Source organism: Ignavibacteriales bacterium, from assembly GCA_026390795.1.
Classification (GTDB): Bacteria; Bacteroidota; Ignavibacteria; order Ignavibacteriales; family Melioribacteraceae; genus Fen-1258.
The window spans coordinates 1-18,191 of sequence record JAPLFG010000001.1 but is presented as its reverse complement, the minus strand read 5'-3'; the positions used below and the strand labels follow the sequence as shown (position 1 = coordinate 18,191).

Annotated in this window: 11 protein-coding genes; all 11 read right to left on the bottom strand. The window is 35.2% G+C overall.

Translation table 11 applies throughout. The annotated features are described in order from the left end of the window. Positions 1–10 precede the first annotated feature (10 nt). The 11 genes from NTX65_00055 to NTX65_00005 all read right to left on the bottom strand — a co-directional run bounded on the left by NTX65_00055 (position 11) and on the right by NTX65_00005 (position 17,498). Positions 11–823 (bottom strand): hypothetical protein, encoded by an 813-nt coding sequence (locus tag NTX65_00055; GenBank protein ID MCX6167705.1) that lies wholly within the window; start codon positions 821–823, stop codon positions 11–13. A gap of 17 nt (positions 824–840) precedes the next feature. Further along, positions 841–1,650 (bottom strand): glycerophosphodiester phosphodiesterase family protein, encoded by an 810-nt coding sequence (locus tag NTX65_00050; protein ID MCX6167704.1) that lies wholly within the window; start codon positions 1,648–1,650, stop codon positions 841–843. 10 nt (positions 1,651–1,660) lie between these two features. Continuing rightward, on the bottom strand, positions 1,661–3,004 hold the full coding sequence (locus NTX65_00045; protein ID MCX6167703.1) for an MFS transporter: 1,344 nt from the start codon (positions 3,002–3,004) through the stop codon (positions 1,661–1,663). A 156-nt stretch (positions 3,005–3,160) separates the two neighbouring features. Then, complete coding sequence (locus tag NTX65_00040) at positions 3,161–5,845, bottom strand: TonB-dependent receptor (GenBank protein MCX6167702.1); 2,685 nt, start codon at positions 5,843–5,845, stop codon at positions 3,161–3,163. Between the two features lie 86 nt (positions 5,846–5,931). After that, positions 5,932–7,683: a metallophosphoesterase gene (locus NTX65_00035; GenBank protein ID MCX6167701.1), complete on the bottom strand. Its 1,752-nt coding sequence runs from the start codon at positions 7,681–7,683 to the stop codon at positions 5,932–5,934. A gap of 268 nt (positions 7,684–7,951) precedes the next feature. Continuing rightward, positions 7,952–10,774, bottom strand: a complete 2,823-nt coding sequence (locus tag NTX65_00030) for a sigma 54-interacting transcriptional regulator (GenBank protein ID MCX6167700.1) — start codon at positions 10,772–10,774, stop codon at positions 7,952–7,954. 365 nt (positions 10,775–11,139) lie between these two features. Continuing rightward, a complete protein-coding gene (locus NTX65_00025) occupies positions 11,140–14,112 on the bottom strand; it encodes a hypothetical protein (GenBank protein ID MCX6167699.1) in 2,973 nt (990 codons plus the stop codon). Positions 14,113–14,471: 359 nt separating this feature from the next. After that, the gene (gmd, locus tag NTX65_00020) at positions 14,472–15,572 is read right to left on the bottom strand and encodes a GDP-mannose 4,6-dehydratase (GenBank protein MCX6167698.1); all 1,101 of its coding nucleotides are present in this window, start codon (positions 15,570–15,572) and stop codon (positions 14,472–14,474) included. A 55-nt stretch (positions 15,573–15,627) separates the two neighbouring features. Next, complete coding sequence (locus NTX65_00015; protein ID MCX6167697.1) at positions 15,628–15,975, bottom strand: four helix bundle protein; 348 nt, start codon at positions 15,973–15,975, stop codon at positions 15,628–15,630. Positions 15,976–16,057: 82 nt separating this feature from the next. Further along, the gene (locus tag NTX65_00010) at positions 16,058–17,011 is read right to left on the bottom strand and encodes a GDP-L-fucose synthase (GenBank protein ID MCX6167696.1); all 954 of its coding nucleotides are present in this window, start codon (positions 17,009–17,011) and stop codon (positions 16,058–16,060) included. Positions 17,012–17,333: 322 nt separating this feature from the next. Then, on the bottom strand, positions 17,334–17,498 hold the full coding sequence (locus tag NTX65_00005; GenBank protein MCX6167695.1) for a hypothetical protein: 165 nt from the start codon (positions 17,496–17,498) through the stop codon (positions 17,334–17,336). Positions 17,499–18,191 lie beyond the last annotated feature (693 nt).

Sequence of the window (18,191 nt, the reverse complement as noted above, 5' to 3'; positions counted from 1 at the left end):
AAGAGAAATCCTATTTGGTTTCTAATTTGGAATGAACGACTTGTTTAATATCCTTCTTAATTGTATAAATTGATTTTGGATCGGATCTATCCCAAGCTATTCCTTGTCCGGTGTTATTAATCGGGACAGTATCAACCAATTCCAAAACAGACCCAACTTCCGGAAGTTTTAACACATAGAGTTCCGGTGCATCATGGCCTGTACAGTATAGATAACCATCCGGTCCCCATGAACCACCAGAGTTACTCATCACACCGAATTTTTTCAGCACTTCATCTGGGAAAACCCATGACTCCAATGGTTGCCAATTATCATCAAATTTAATAAGTGTTGTCCATCTTACATCTGTCTTTGTTTCTTCTTTCCATTTGTTGTAATGAGAGAAAACTACCCACCAATAATTTTGATATCTATCTATCCAGGTACATGAACCCCAATTAATTCCAAAGCTGTGTGAATTAATATGTTTAAGAGTTTTCGCATCCCAAATTTCCACCGAGCTTGTCATTGGAATTGCCGGATAATTAGAATGAGCACAATATAATTTGTCCTTATAGATCACACCGCTATCAAGATGAATAATCTTACCCTTTTCATTTTGCTGCCATTTATTAATATTCTTTCCGGTTTTCTTATCATACTTTGCAATTTCTTGAGTACCGATCACATAAATATTATTATGATCAACTGCCACGGCCTGCCGTGCTTCGGCAAAATCAAATTTCCTTACCTCTGTAAATTTTCTTCCTTCACTTAGCAATAAGTACCCAGTAAATAGACCAAATGATATAATTACAAATGAAATAAAAACTATTTTCTTCATGGTTTTTCCTCAATGATTCATTTTTTGTTCAATTCAATTCCAAAAATGGCCGCCTCTTGAAGCATGTCTTTTACATCGTTAACTAGAGGGAAATCTACACCTGCTTCCAGTAATGTTTTCAATTCATCTTTAGATTTCGCGTAATAATAATTTACACTTATTCCGTGTTTTTTTAATGTACTAACATAATTAGTGATATCAGAAAATGCTTCAGCAGTAAGCTGAATAGAATTGGCTTTTACTTCAATCGCCCCTTTCACATAATCATCCGTAGAGTTTCCTCTTTCCATATAACATATTTTTATCTTCGGATTAATCATTTTTACGGCTTTCATTTCTTCATCGCCACAAGCAATAATAGAATTGAAGATGCAACCTGATTCCGTAATAATGCGTGCAACTTTCTCTGCCGCTAAGACACCCCCCTTTATATGAATATTCATCCAAATATTTTTAGGGATGATTTGTAATACTTCTTCGAAAGTAGGAATTTTTTCACCTTTAAATTTAACGTCTTTCCAACCTCCGGCATCGAGCAATTTAATTTCTGCCAATGTTAGCTGATCAATTTTCCCCTTTCCATTTGTTGTTCTATCAACTGTCGCATCGTGGATAATTACTAATTCATTGTCTTTAGTTGCTCGTACATCGAATTCAATCATATGCGCACCTAGATTTACAGCTTCAGTAATTGCGGCAAGCGTATTTTCAGGATGAGTTTCGGAAGCACCGCGGTGCGCACAAATTCCTCTTAAGGGTAATTCTTGCGATTTAACAATTGAGGTAAAAAGTATAAAGCAAATAAAGAACTGGATAATCTTTTTCATTTACATTCCTTTATTCTTGAGGTTTTACATTCCATACAAATAAAGCCAGTATCATAGATACAACAGAGGCGCCAATCCAAAAGTAAAAAGCATTATCAAAACTGTAAACGGCTTTGTTATTCACCATTACTTTAGTGCTGTCAATTAGAAAACCACTAATCCAATCTTGGGTAGCTGCCCCGATGTAGCTGAACATTCCGATAAGACCTTTTACTGTTCCGGCAGTAGCTTTTGGAGTAATATCGATAGCTATTAACCCGGAAAGAAATACAATTAATCCGCCGACACCAAAGCCAAACATTCCCATAGCTATTGTATCGAGCCAGACATGTCCGGGTGGAACCATAAAAAGCATCACCACACCGCTGGTTTGAATAATTCCATAAAATAGCGTAGGGATATTTCTTCTAGAGTTAAATAGCTTATCAGAAAGAAAACCAGAAAATGATGCACCTATAAAACCCATGATTGGGTATGCACCCATGATAAAGCTAGAATTCATTAGCTCATAATTTTTTGATTCTTGTAAATATAATATTGCCCAGTTATTTATCGCATATCTTGTAACATACATGAGTGCGCTGCTTAATCCGAGAATCCATACATAAGGATTTTTCAGCACCATCCTCTGAAGTTTTCCGACATTTTCTTGTATCGGCTTTCCCGCAGAATAATCTTGTTTATAATCCGCAACATGGGGCAAGCCGTATGTCTGAGGTCTATCTGCCAAGGTATGATAAAGAACAAAAGCAACAAAAAGACATATGATGCCGGGACCAACGAACCCGGCTCTCCATCCAAAAGTACTGACCAAAAACGCGGTACCAACAAACGTCAAGCCCTCGCCGATATTGTGAGCACCCGCCCATATACCATATCTTGTGCCTCTCTCTTTATTACTATACCATTGACAAATTGAAACAACACTTGGCGCCGAGCCGATTGACTGAAACCATCCATTTATGCCCCATAGTATTACGAACCCGACAAAAAGATTTGTAAAACCAAAAACTATATTCACAATTGCCGAAATAAAAAGAGAGAAAGACATAAAACGTTTTATATTCGCCCGATCAGACAGCATTCCATTAGCAAACTTTCCAACTGCATAGACATATAATAGCACTGAACCTATAATACCCATCTCAGAAATATTAAGAACACCAGCATCTAAAATCGGTTTTTTTGCTACTGAAAGACCAAGCCTGCATGTATAGAAGAATCCATAACCAAGTATTAATGAAATGAAAACACTCCATCGCTTTGATTCATATATCTTTTTTATCTGATTTTCATCATCAAGTAAAGGTTTATCTTGACCAGTTTTAAAGAACGAAATGATTCTATTCAACATCACGAACCTCTGCATAATTACAATATAATTGTTGAACACTTTATTTAGAGATAAAATGACTCTCGTAGTTCTGTTTGTACCCGTTCACTCACACACTTAAATATGCAAGAGGCATTTCTGCCTCTTGCATTGGAGTAGAGTACGAGGAGAGGAAAATTATAATTCAAAACGGAAGCCAGCAATTCCACTTATACCAAATTCATATGTCTGTTCCAATCTGGAGAAATCCTTTGTCGGGTCTCCATATCTTTCTACTTCTTTTTGGTTTGTAAGATTATTTAGCTGAACAAAGAAATTGAGGTTGGAGAAAATTCTCTGACTTGCAGAAATATCTAACCTGAACTCTTCAGCAAACCAAAAATCGTTTAATTCATTAGTCCCAACAGAATTGAGAAGAGGAGCGCGGGCAATAGTTGTAACAGTAACCGATAGACCGATTTCCGGATTATCGTAAAAAAGCGCAAGATTTGTTATGTATTTCGGATTTCCGGTTAAAGGCATTTCTCTTGATTCAAAATTAGCCTTTGAGTGTGTGTATGTAAAATTGAAATAAATACCGAATGGTTTTAAAAAATCGATATCAATGAAGCTGAACCTTTGGTTGAATGCAACCTCAAAACCGTACACATCAGCATTACCGCCGTTCATCGGCTGGGTTACTTTATACAGGTCAGCATTATAAGTTTCCGACGTAGTTGAACTAGTCAATAAGTCCTCAATCCTCTTATAGAAAATACCGGCACTTAACAATCCAAGATTATTTGTATAACTTTCAAATAATAAATCCACACTTTTTGAGTGAGCCGGTTTTAATTCAGGGTTACTTTTGGAAATCGTTTTTGCGTTGTCATCAACAATGAATTGCGGAACAAGATTGGTATAATTCGGTCGGCTTAATCCCGTTGTTAGGGCTAACCGTAAATTCATATTATCGGTAAAACGATAAGTAAAATGTAATGACGGTAAAACATCAGAATAGGAACTTTCTTGATTTAGTTTTGAATATGAAGTGTAGCCCGTATTTGTATTCTCAAATCTGAAACCAATCAACGATGATAATTGATCCGTCCATTTAACATTCGACATAGCGAAACCGGCAATTATTGTTTCAGTTGCATCATAATCATTAGCCGGGTATGTTGGATCCTCGACAGCCGGTTTAAAAGGTAAAGTGCTTACAATGGGATCATTCCACTTTATATTTACGTATGGGAATGTCCCGCCGACAACTGGAATTGTTTGTCCTGATAAAACTGAAAAATTAGCTCTGTGTCTCTCCATACTTCTTGTCTTGGCGGTTACTTTGCCACCCAATTTTAGAATATTGGATTTATCAAGAAATGTATATGGAATTTGAACATTAAATTTTCCACCTTTATCTCCGTCAACTGTTAGAAAATCATCATGACGTAATCTTGTTACCTTCGCAGGAGCTAAACCCGGATATGATTCCAAGCCGGTGATAAACATCAATTGATCATTCGACCAACCGGTATATGGATTAGTTCTATTATAAGTCCAATATGTTCTATCGGGAAGTCTTTCTCTTGATTGTATCCAGAATCCCGTATAATCAAGTTTAATATTACCAATATTATGCTCTCCTCCGAGTTGAACAGAGGCAAGCCTCTGATCTTCAGTCCTGTTTCTTGTTTCTCTTTCTTCTGATTTTGTAGGAATATTGTTTACGTTTTGTCTGCGGACTTCTTGATCAACGTACCCGTTATAATTAAATGATAATCTCAGTCTGTTATCTTGGTCAAACTGGTAATCTGTTGCAACATTAACACCATATCTGTCTCTCTTTACATCATAATCAGTCCATTTACTATATTGTAAAAGAGTCGTTTGATCGTTTAGAAACCGATACTCTCTTAGTATAGAACCTATATTGGTGACATAGTAGTTTGCAGCAGCTAAAAGACCAAATTTGTTATCAAAAAATCTTTGGCCATATATGGCAGAATAATTTTGAATATCTTTTCGCCCCCAAGCATTGAATTCTGATTTTTGCTGGTTTAGACCCCCGCTTAAAACAAATTTATAGAATGGTTTTTCAGGAGCATCTTTTAGAATAAAATCAATAGATCCGCCAATGGCATCACCATCGATTTCGGGCGTTAATGCTTTAGTAACTACTATTTGTTCCATCATATTTGCAGAGACAAGATCGAGACCAACCCCACGTCCGGCTCCATCACTCGCAGCACCCGTCGGTGCCGGAATTCTAACACCATTGAGTGTAACAGAATTGTATTGCTGTGGAATTCCACGTATCTGGACCATTTCTCCTTCGCCCTGATCATGGGTTATTGAAATACTCGGTATTCTCTGCAATGCTTCGGCTGCGTTTCTATCCGGAAACTTGCTGATCTGCTCGGATGACACAACATTTTTAATATTCACCGATTCTTTTTGTTCATTAAGTGATTTTGCCTGTCCGCGGGTCAAAGTCCCATATACTGAAATTTCCTGCATTTCTTGCATACTCTCTTTCAATTCAAATTCTACGGTCACACTCTTGGCAGAAATCACATTAACACTTATTATTTGTTTCTCATAGCCTAAAAACGACGCAATAATTTTGTATTGACCTACGGGGACACCAGAAATAACAAATCTACCCTCTTTGTCCGCAGCTGTTCCAATTTGAGTTCCTTCAATACGAATATTTGCACTGGGCAATGAAGATTTTGAAGTAGATTCAATTACACGGCCCATAATCTTTCCCGTTCCTTGTGCGAATTGATTTTCAGGAATTATTATTAGGACCAGTAGAAATGCTATCCACAATCCCTTCAAATAATTCCACTTCTTGTTAAAAGTAAAATTTGAATACATCCGTTCCTCCTCGTTTGTGTTAATTATTTAATTACACCATTGATTATTAATTGCTATAGTATTTAGAATCTATTAATGCACAATAATTACTTTATCAGCGTCAGCTGATCAAGAATATTATCATCAATATCAAACGCTGTAAATGTGAGCTTATTGCCATTGACGGAAACAAAACAATAATTATAGTCTTTCAGAAGACCGTCTATTTTTTTGGGTACAGTTTTTTCCTTTTTGCTCATCACACCTCCGCCGCCCGCGGTAACAATGTAATTGACATCATTCACAAGACCTCTTTCGTAACCATGAGTATGACCGGCAAAATTGAAATCCACATTATATTTCTCAAACAGCGGAACAAGATTTTCTTTACAATCAATAGATCTATCTTGAGAGCCTAACACATAACTGGGTACATGAGCAACCACGAATAACCAGGTTGCTTCTTGTGCTTCTTTTGAAGCGAGTTGTTCTTCAATCCATTTTAATTGTCCGCTCCCCTCTTTAAAATCGGTATATACTGTTTTATCAGGATAGGCGGCACGCGGATTATCAATAAAAATGAAAAAGCAATTTGAATATTTGAATGAGTAGTAGTTTTCGTGATCAGAATTCGGGTATGAGAAATTTTCATAAAAATACGGTGAATTCATTTCATGATTACCAATAGCGGAATAAAATGATTTCTCTTTTAATATTCCCGAAAGGGGTTCAAAAAATTCTGTGTCCCAATCTTTACGCAGACCTCGTTGAACAACATCTCCGCAGCTTACGATAAAATCAAAGTCGTGCTTCGTAAATTGATTAATTATTTCTTTGTGGCGTAAGAAATTTAGTTGATTATCTCCATAAACAATAAAGTTGAATGGTGTGTTTTTAAGCGGAGCTGTTTTGAAAGAATACCAATCCGTACTGGAATTACCTGATAAAACTCGATAGTAGTACTTAGCCCCCGAATTCAAATTCTTTAGAGTTAATTCATGAATACTTCTTAACACGGTGTCTTTAACCGTCCATTGTGCTTCTTGATTTATTCCATATTCCACTTTCGAAATATTGTTGGAACTAGTATTCCATCTTATAACCGCACTATCAGCGAGAACACTCTGTAAATAAGGTCCACGAATAATTGCCGGTTCATTTTTTTGCGGTTCGATATTATAACGATTAAATACAATTATATCATCGAAAAATGCACTAAGATTGGCAATAGTAGTGAAGCCGATTTTCCCTTTCTCAAACTGGTTATCTTTTACCTGGAACACTAACTGATCATTTAAATAAACTTTTATAGAGTCTTCTTCTGCACAGATTATTACAGAATATTTACAGGATTGTAATTCATACCCCGTTATTTTTTCTATCTCAATATTTTTCCCAGATACTCGTTTATCAAGTAGTAACGATTGCTGTTTGAACGACAAAATGAAGCGGTAATAATTTTCTGCGTTTTGATACCGGAAGAGAATTCCTACATAATCGTCATCTGTATTAATGAAGTTTGTTCTAACTATATAGTCTTTCCAATTACTATCACCGTTTACTATATGAGTACCCAATAATTCATTTTTCGATCCTATTTCAGTTGTTTGACTTAGAAATCCTTTTTCAATACGCCAATTTGAATTAGCCCCTGGAATATCATCTACAATTTCCCATTCTGAAAGGTTATTAGAGTCGAATCTATCTTGCCAAACTATTTGATTGGAGATTGAGTCACTTTGAACTTGTTGTTGATTATCTCTTTGTAAAACGTAAGCGGCAGATTGTGAATAACATGTAAAAATAATGCTGACCAATAGTAAAGTTCTCAACACTTTCAGATACATCATTAATCCCATAAATTGAGCTTCCCTTAGGTCTTTGACGAGATCCTGTTCGAAAAATTATTTTTCTAAGCAGCCGAAAACTTTTAATAGTAACAACTGCATAGCCGTATTTCTTCAGAAAATGTAGAGTAATTATCTTCATATGTAACAAATACTATACCCAAAAAGATTTTAAGTATTTCTTTGAAATCGTTTATTTTTCAAGCTATTCATTTTTTACAATGCCCACATTATGGGGAATCCCACGGCGTTGTGGGAGTTGAGTGGGAATAATTGATGCTCACCTAGTAGTGTTTTTGAAATGGAGTGCGGTTTCTTTTATATACGAATGGTATTCCTTAGGTAGATTTTTTTGGAGTGCGGCTTCATTTTCCGTTTGAAATTTTTCTCGTACGTTTAAGATATATCCTTCGATCTTCTGAATTATTGCAGGTTTCTGCTTATTATTATTATTGGGTCCAATAATAAGTTGTGCTGCATTACCTACATCGAATGTTGCGGAACATAATGCTTTAAGGCACATTCCTTTCAAATGATGAGATAAAGTGTGAGAACCTTTTTTAAATCCCAGTTCTTCTTCGCTTATGTCCATTCTGAAAAAATTATTTCGCAAAATTTCCAATTTCCTCAACTCATCTTGATTGAATAGTCCATTGTTAATCTGTTGTACCCGATCGATCTGAACTTTTTTTTCTTCCTTCTTAAGTATCGGAAAATATTTTTCTGTAATAAATTCATTACCTTCAACACGGGCATTTTCATATGAGACTTCAATCAGAATTTTTAATTCCCCAATATTGCCTTCCTTATAATCAAGGTCCAAAAGATGGTTTTTAACAACTTGTGTAAGATTTATTGCTGTATTATTCTTTTGATTAAATCTATTTAGAAAATATTCGGCAATCATCAATATATCACTCTTTCGATCCCTCAAAGGAGGAATCTCAATTCTATTGAAACTACCGCCAATTCTTCTAAAAAGATCTTTTCTGAATAATCCTTCCTTTACATATTGTTCCAAATTAATATGTGTCGCAAACAAAAATCGTAAATCTGAATGGATTTCTCTTGACTTTCCAGCTGCTGGATGAAAACTTAATCCGTCAACAACTCGAAGGATTTGAGCTTGTGTTTCAAGCGGCAAAGCCTCAACGTCATCAATTAACAATGTTCCGCCTTCACAAGACTCTAAAATCCCATTTTGACCTTCTTTATCTATTCCAGCGATTCCATGCCCAAATCCATAACCGAATAATTTTCCCATTACAATCATAGGGTCGGCAGCAGAAAATTCAGCAGCTTCAAATGTCAGAAATGGTTTTTCAGAACGAGAACTGAGAGAATGCAAAACGAAAGCTAAAGCACTTTTACCAACTCCCGATTCTCCATAAATACAAATCGGAAGGTTCATCTGACTTTGTGGGACAATCTGTCTAAGAACTCTTAAAAACTGAGGACTATTTCCTATTAATTTTTCGTTTCGAATCTTCTTCAGGATTGGATATTCTTTTTCATACGATTTTATTTTCTCTTCTAATATCACATCAGTTTCAATTTCAAACTCGTGGTGCAAATATGCTGAAAGTTCTTTTTTTGTTTCGGCCAACTTTGCATTGACAGATTCTAATTCTATTACAGTTTGGTTTATTTTTTTATCTTTTACATCCAATTCATCGGCAAGATTTTTAACACCATACGATAGAATGTTTATTTCTTCTATGGAACTATTAATATTGCCAACAGAATAATCAGCCTTGCCAATTTTTAAAAGTGCAACACTCAAGGCTGTCAATGGTTTAGCTATCCATCTTGCTATAAAAAAGGAAAAAAATACAACCCCAATAGAAATACCGATTGCGATGAAGATCATCTCCTTTTTTGTTTTGGTATTTATTTCATCTAAATTCTTAGCGAGGGTTTGAGAGTTATCAAGAAATTTTTTAAGAGATGTTCCGACAGAAACTGCTCCAAAAATTCCATATTTTGAATATGGGCCGCTTGAATAAAATATTGGTGCGTACGTCCGTGTTCGGATTATCCCCTCGTTCTCATTATAAACCCCCATGGACTTCATTGTTGTGATTGCAGTTTCCCCTCTTCGAACCCGCTCAAGTATTGAACTCATCGGTTCATTATTATTAATATCTCTTAATTTCCAATCCATATGCAATAGATTTATCGGAATAATTCCCATTTCATATTTCCAACTTGGCGTAGACTGCGATAATTTTTCTACTTCCTGGCCATCTTTATTAAGCCCTTTAATATCCCATAATTTTTGATGTGCAATAATCCAACCTTCATCATCAACAAGATAATTGTAACTGCCAATTTTATATCTTTTTACTAAAGAATCTTCAGAAATTGCGTTGTAATCAACAAAGTCTAGCATATGAACATAGTTCAATGCCAGCATTAGGATTCCCTTAAATTTTCCGTCTTTATCTTTTAATTTTTTACAAAATCTAATAACTCCATCAAATGATTTTTTTTGCACAAGTTGTTCGTATCTGCTTATATACCAACTTGTCAGATGAGTTACATAAATATCACCGGCGAAATTTTTAGCATCATCGAAATATGTCTCAGATAAATAAGTTGTGTTATTTTTATCTCGTACATTTTTTAGCAAATAATCCGGCACAATTTCATTTTGGGAAATCTTAATTTTTTCATTCCCGTTTTGATCAATCAGCACAATTTCTTTATAAAGAGGTATGCTCTTGTCCAAATGATTAACCCATCGTAAATTATTATTATCGAAGAGTTGAAAAGATCTAGGGGTAAAGGCTACACTTGAAAGATCTTGCAGATCCGATTCACATGAGTATAAAAAGTCTGAGACTCTTTTAGATAAATTTTGTGCATAGGACTTATAAATTTGAGTTGTTTGCTCTTTAAAAGTAGATTCAATTGATTTATTAGATAGTTCTTTTGATGTATTTAGACTGGAGATCGACTGAAATATTAGGATTATTATCGGTATTAATGAAAATGAGGCAAGAACTACAAGCATTACTTTAAAAATACTGAAGCCTGAATTGAATGGTTTCATTAAAATATTGGTGAGAAATCTATTTTTCTTCGATGAATTAAGATTCAATTTGAATTCCAGGAATACAATACAAACCTAATTATTCTACTAACTAATACCAAAGGCAGATCATATAATAAATTCCGAGTAAAGAATCGAGGTCGTATTGATTTTGTAATTCTAAAAACATCTTAACCAATTGGAAATAAAATTTAATTATTATTAGTTCAGAAGCAATAATTAAATGGCATCACAAAGGATTCTGATTATACTCAAGTTGAAAGTGTAAAAGTTGAAGAGGAAGACCGTTCATACTGAAGGAACCGACAACTAAGGATGAACGGATAAGTAAAAAAAAAGTCGCTCCGAAAAGCGACTTGTGAAATTTTGGATAAAACAAAAAAGTAGAGTATATACTTTGTTGATATTTATCTTTATCTAATATCTTTTGGGACGACAGTTATTGTATTTATGTATTTCACTTTTTTATCCGATAATGAAATAATCTTCAGATTATATTCACCCGGAATTTCATTGATATTAAAATTCGATTCAATAATTCCTTTTTCATTAGGAATAATTTTTTCAAGAACTACTTTGTCATTCAACAGCACTTGAAAACTTTGATCACTTTTAAATCCTCTCCCCTCAACATTAATTTTTCCACCATTAAATAGATATGTTAGACCGGAGGAGGAAGATTGATGTGAAATTCTGAAATAGGGTTCTTTTAAACTATTGTAATATACTGGTTTGATCTTTTTCAATGAACTACTAATATCTTTTCCATAACAAATGATGTCAGTAATTTTTTTATTTTTGAGTACGATTCCCTCAATCGTTTTTTTCTCTGCAATCAAGCGGGTAATCAGAGTATTCTTATTAAAATCGCCGTAGCCCTTATCAATTGAAACGATAACGTTCGGTTTCTCACGGTCTTTTTTCAGATTACGATAAACTATTTCTCCACCCGATATTTTTAGACTTTTAAGATTATTCTCCTCATCATAGTCAATATTAGTTATGACACCACCTTTAACAGTTAATGTCCAGCAATCATCACATTTGTTTAAAGAATCAATTGACTTCCGATCTAAAGATTTTTGTTTTCCGGTTGAAAGCGAATACATCTCCGGTAAATCAATTGGACCGGCAAATCTTGTAGGAAGAGTATCAATTGCCCGCGGCGGATTCCAGAATTTCATTTTCCACAAACCTCTTCCATATGAAGAAACATACGCCTCATGTTCATTTCTAAAAAAGATAGAAGTAATATTTGGAATTCTTTCGCTTCCAGGAAACCTTTGCCAGTTTAACCCGTTATCAATCGTGTAAATTATTCCGTTCTGTTCTGTACCAACAAATATCTTTTGCGGATTGAAAGGGTTGAATTCAATTATCCTGGCCTGAGTACTTCCATTCGTTTTTCTAAAGACAAATTTATCAGCATCCGTAATTGCAGTTGTCAAATTTTCATCAACCAGCCAATTGAGTCCGCCGTCAGAAGTATACTTCATTTTATTATCACTTATATCAGCCATAATAAGATGATACGGATCAGCCGGATTAACCCCAAGAGTATTTAAGCCGCAGACAAAACCTTCACCATAGTAACCCAAAGATCCAAAACCATTTACATCCGCGTCAACTATAGCAGGGTTTTCGGTATTTACTCCATCAATTTTAATTAGTCCCCTTTTCGTCTCTCCATCAGGGAGGATATCAGATTTTTTTATCCCCTGGTAAACAACAAACGCATCGCCGCTCTTCGCAATTTTAGGAATACCATTTAAATCATTTTCAATACGCGCTATGTTGCTCCATGTAGTTAGGTATTGCCTTGAGTAATTATTGGTGAAGAAAAGATTTCTATCTCCATACTGTATGTATTTATAATTATCACACAAAAAAGGAGCTCCGAGTGTTTCAGCAGGGCAATTATAAAATTCGTAAGAATTTTGAAGATGTCTTTCACTTTCTATATTGAAACATTCTCCACATGCTACATAGGTTACGATAGTACCCTCTTCATTATCAATATATCTTGATACATTCATTAAAAATCCTTCGCAACAATCATGGAACGGCCACGTTCTGCCTGAATCGGCTGATGCCCAAATATAATTGTCCTGTGTGCCGAAATATAAATCCATATGCGGGTAAGGTTCTTGCTGAACAAACTGCCCGGTAAGATCGTAGATTTGAAGTGCGTTTAAACCATTGACAAAACTACCGGTGGAATTTTTGGTAAATGTGCTGGCGAGTTTCCATGATACACCATTATTAGTTGTGAGATGAACACCTCCGTCCGATGCCAACATCAATGGGAATCCTAATTGAGGATCGGTAATTAATTCACTTGGATCGGGATGATCAACAGAAACCGGCTGCCATGGCGAAGAAAAATTAAACGAATCCTGGTTGTAAACAAAACACATTTTTGAGTATAGACTTGTACCATTACTATAGTATAAGTTAAAAACTTCATTATTCTCATACGATTCTATTGCTGATTTAATAAAAGATGGCCGGCATGCTCGCGGGATTTCCGGAATCTCCATTTGAGACCAATCTATTCCACTATTCAAAGAGTAATGTAAACGACCTACGTACTCCGTATAAAATATATATTCCGGATTGTAAGGAGAATGAGTAAATCCATGTGTTACCCATACATTACGACTATGGCTGCAAGACACTTTACGCTCCCAATTACGACCGCCATCACTAGAACGAATAATCCATACATCTGAAGCAGCAAGTAATCGATTATTCGGCAATGGTAGAACCGACCAGATACGATCCTGGGATCTTTCGACATTCATTACATCAAATCTGGGAATAATTAATTCCCAAGATTCTCCCTTATCAATACTTTTGGCTATTCCGCAAAATGTTCCCACGTAAATATTATTACTTGAATCAAAAGAGATCCCATAAGCGCTATATTTCTCGTAGGGATTGGGAGAATTAAACCGTACATCATTTATTGGAATATTCAAAGTTGACTTGCGCCAAGAATTACCACCGTTGTTACTAATCCAAATTCCTCCTCCATTTTCAATCTTTGTATCAGCTCGTGCAGTTGCAATTACTATAGTTGAATCATATGGTAAATATTTAACATCCATCACGTAAATTGTCGGTAATCCATCTAAGTGCCACCAACTTATACCTCCGTCATTTGTCTTAAATAATCCTCCCGATTCCGACGCGGCGATTATTTTTTTGTTATTAAAAGTACTAACAGTTAGAGAAGTAACTCGTCCGTGACAATCAATTCCCGGCTGTATCTCAGTCACTCTATCGAGAGAGTAAGTGCTTCTTTGAATTGTTTCATGAACCGGTGAACATGCTATGAGAGTCAAAACAAAAAGCGGGATTAAAAAGATTTGATAGTTTTTCATATAACTCCTTTTATATAGAAATGAATAAATTTTCTAAAAAGGATTATCGAAAAATTGAAACGCAGTAAGAGTCTTAGCATATCATGCTAATAACCATCAAGTAAAATAGAACAAGAAATTATTCTGTATTAATAAAGGTAAAAAAGTGGATTTTTATTTGATTACAATATACCGAAAATGATTTAATAAATCTTGGTTGATCCGTAAAATATGGACGGGATAATAAAGCAGAAAATGCAATTTAATTTCTTAATTATTTTTGATTGGAGTTAATAGAAAATTATTCTTGGAATTGTTAGTAGCACTTTCCATATAATCTTTTTTTATAATAAATAGTTCTCACAACAAGTTTAGATATTCTAATACCCTCTCACAGCAACCTTTTCCAAATCCGCCTTGATCATTAATTTTACCAATTCTTCAAATTTAACTTTGGACTCCCATCCCAATTCTTTCTTTGCTTTCGAAGCATCACCTATCAGCAGATCAACTTCTGTAGGTCTGTAATACTTCGGATCAATCTCAATGATAACATCCCCGGTTTTCACTTTACATTGTTCCATCTTTACTTTACTGCTTATATTACTTTCACTAATTGATCCAATAATTCCGGATTCTTTTTCTCCGCTCCCTTTCCATACTATCTCAATCCCAATTTCTCTGAATGTCAACTCGCAGAATTCACGTATTGTATGAGTCTCTCCGGTTGCGAGAACAAAATCTTCAGCGATGTTTTGCTGTAGAATTCTCCACATCCCCTCACAATATTCCGGAGCGTAACCCCAATCTCTTTTTGAGTCCAAATTTCCCAAACTTACACTTTTCTGATAACCAAGAAATATTCTTGAAGCGGCACGTGTAATTTTCCGAGTTACAAATGTCTCGCCCCGGCGCGGTGATTCATGATTAAATAAAATACCGTTGCATGCGAATAAATTATATGCCTCTCTATAATTCTTAACTATCCAGTAGCCGTATAACTTTGCGACACCATATGGAGAACGCGGATAAAATGGAGTTGTTTCCTTTTGGGGAATCTCCTGTACTTTACCGTATAACTCGGAGGTTGAAGCCTGGTAAAATTTTGTCTGCTTTCCTAAACCGACCTCCCGGATTGCGTCTAAAAATCTTAATGTACCAAGGGCGTCAACCTGGGCTGTATAGTCCGGAATCTCAAACGAAACTTTTACATGACTTTGCGCGGCAAGGTTATAGATCTCATCCGGTTCGACAAAATTTAGGAGGCGGTTCAAATTGCTGGTGTCAACCAGATCTCCATGGTGAAGAAATAGTTTTTTATCGAGTATCTCTGGATTATTATAGAGATGATCAATTCTTCCAGTATTAAAAGAACTGCTTCTTCTAATAATACCATGGACCTCGTAACCCTTTTCAAGCAGAATTTCAGTCAAATAACTTCCGTCCTGTCCCGTAATACCTGTGATTAATGCTTTTTTCATAGTTCAATGAGAAATGTTAAATGATAAATTATAAATTAATTTTGAATGGTATAAATTATTTATTTTGGGAAGATTTTGAATATATCGATCCCAATATTTTTTTTAATTCTTCAGATTCCAGTAATATTACTTTTGATTCACTTGAATTATAACCAATTTTTTCAATAATTCTTATCCAGTAATTTGTTTCTCTGATCTCTTTTAATGCAATATTTATTTTATTGATGAAATCCGGTTTTGAAACGGCTCCCTGAGCTTCTTCATAGTTGGCGCTAGTCGATGTAGCTGATTTTATAAGTTGGTATTTTATAATCTCATATTCTTTTGCTTTTGGTAATTTTCTACAATATTCTATAACGTTCACAGCAAAATCAAATAATCTTTGACCTAATCCTGTATCCATGAGTCAATGGTAAATTTACAATGATAAATGATAAATTATTTTTTATATTTTTAATAGGACCACACAATTTCCAATTAACAATTTATAATTTATAATTATTTACAAACCATTCGTATGTTTTTTTCAAGCCCTCTTCGAGTGAGGTCGAATGTTTCCATCCGAAGTTATGCAGACGCGTTACATCGAGAAGTTTTTTTGGAGTCCCATCCGGTTTAGAGGAGTCATATTTTATCTCGCCTTTATACCCGACTATTTTTTGGATCAGTCCGGCGAGATCAGAAATGGTCAGGTCTTCACCGGTACCTACGTTTATATGTGTTAGATTATTGTCATACAAATCGCTAGCGTTAATTTTATCCATAAGAAATAACACCGCACAGGCGAGATCATCCACAAATAGAAATTCACGGTAAGGTTTCCCGGTTCCCCAGATCTCAACTGAATCTGAATTATTCAATTTCGCCTCATGAAACTTCCGCATCAGCGCGGGAAGTACGTGAGAGGTCTCTAAATTAAAATTATCGTAATAACCGTAAAGATTTGTCGGCATGACGGAGATAAAATTGGAGCCGTATTGTTTATAATAACTTTCACAAAGTTTAATTCCGGCAATCTTGGCAATGGCGTATGGTTCGTTTGTGTATTCAAGATAATCGGAAAGAAGATATTCCTCTTTTAACGGCTGCGGAGCTAACTTAGGGTAAATACAGGAACTGCCGAGAAAAATTAATTTCTCAACCCCGTTTTGATACGCTGAATTAATAATATTCGACTCGATCATCAAATTGTCGTAAAGAAATTCAGCGCGGTATTTATTATTTGCTAATATGCCTCCGACCTTTGCCGCGGCGAGAATAACGTAATCCGGTTTTTCTTTTTGAAATAAATCTTCAACCTTCGATTGATTTTTGAGATCCAGTTCATCGATTGTACGCATGAGAAAATTTTTATGTCCGGTACTTTGCAAGCGCCTGTGAATTGAAGAACCAACCATCCCTTTGTGACCCGCAATGTAGATCTTTTTATTATTATCCATGAGCAATTATAAAGTAATAAGTGAAAAGTAAAAAATGAAAAAAATCTTAATCATCGATACGGAATGATAAAACTTCGTCAATCAGTATTCAGAATCAACCACTAAGAATATAGTTCATTCATTTATTCAAATGGAATATATTGAAAATTGATTTTATAAATCAGATTTGCTCAAAATAAATGAATAAAATTGAGGAGGACAGATTTAAGTATGGGTTACGAGGGATGACTAAATTGCATCTTCAGGTAGAACGGTAATAGGAATGCATCCTGAAAGTTGCGGCTTTATAATCCGGAAACGGGAAACGGCTGGTCAATTCTCCTTATGCCGCTTTTTTCTCCTCAGGTTCACCGTTTAGCTTATTTCCGTAATGAAAACCTAAATCGTTCTCAAAACCGACCGGCGCCGACTTCATCAGTATTGCCATTAATACAATAAACAAACTGACGTAAATAAATAATCCCGATAGAAACATGATATCTCTCACTATTGTTGCCTCTATACTATTATCAATTTTCAAGCCAGAGAGTTTTTTTACGATCTGCCAGCCAGATCATTAAAATTACAAGGGATATAGCTTGACAAGTCAATTATCGAAAGGAAAAGGAAATAGTTTAATCCATTGATTCTCCTTCAAAAATGTAACAAATACATGTAATTACTGTTATCCGCGGGATTCGAAGGGCGGGATACAAGTATAAAATTAGAGCTGACTCCGTCTATTTTATTAATAGTTAATGCAAGGGATCGACAATAAAAAATATTTTTTTGGTCAATATTGTGCAAGTGGGGAGAAAAATCAATTGAGAATTAAGAATTGAGAATGGCAAATTAAGAATTAAGTGGGCTTCCCCAAATGGTAGAAACAGAATTGAAGTAAAAAAAAATGATGGAAAGAAGAAAAGATGTCAGACCGGGCGGAGTCGAGGTCAAGTAGGCTGCTCACATGCCGGAGATAAAGATGCGGGATAACTTTGAGAATAAAAACTAAAGTCGTAATATTATTATAGATGAGTAAATAACATGTGAACGTGAATCGTGAAAAGTGAAACGGAAGTTAAGTGGGCTTCCCCCAAATGGTAGAAACAGAATTGAAGTAAAAAAAAATGATGGAAAGAAGAAAAGATGTCAGACCGAGCGGAGTCGAGGTCAAGAAAGAATTGAGATAATTATGAGAATA

Excerpts from the sequence above, each read along its gene's own strand:
- NTX65_00045 (MCX6167703.1), bottom strand. The coding sequence starts at position 3,004 with ATGTTGAATAGAATCATTTCGTTCTTTAAAACTGGTCAAGATAAACCT.
- NTX65_00015 (MCX6167697.1), bottom strand. The coding sequence starts at position 15,975 with ATGGATACAGGATTAGGTCAAAGATTATTTGATTTTGCTGTGAACGTT.
- NTX65_00055 (MCX6167705.1), bottom strand. The coding sequence starts at position 823 with ATGAAGAAAATAGTTTTTATTTCATTTGTAATTATATCATTTGGTCTA.
- gmd (MCX6167698.1), bottom strand. The coding sequence starts at position 15,572 with ATGAAAAAAGCATTAATCACAGGTATTACGGGACAGGACGGAAGTTAT.
- NTX65_00035 (MCX6167701.1), bottom strand. The coding sequence starts at position 7,683 with ATGGGATTAATGATGTATCTGAAAGTGTTGAGAACTTTACTATTGGTC.
- NTX65_00050 (MCX6167704.1), bottom strand. The coding sequence starts at position 1,650 with ATGAAAAAGATTATCCAGTTCTTTATTTGCTTTATACTTTTTACCTCA.
- NTX65_00040 (MCX6167702.1), bottom strand. The coding sequence starts at position 5,845 with ATGTATTCAAATTTTACTTTTAACAAGAAGTGGAATTATTTGAAGGGA.
- NTX65_00025 (MCX6167699.1), bottom strand. The coding sequence starts at position 14,112 with ATGAAAAACTATCAAATCTTTTTAATCCCGCTTTTTGTTTTGACTCTC.
- NTX65_00010 (MCX6167696.1), bottom strand. The coding sequence starts at position 17,011 with ATGGATAATAATAAAAAGATCTACATTGCGGGTCACAAAGGGATGGTT.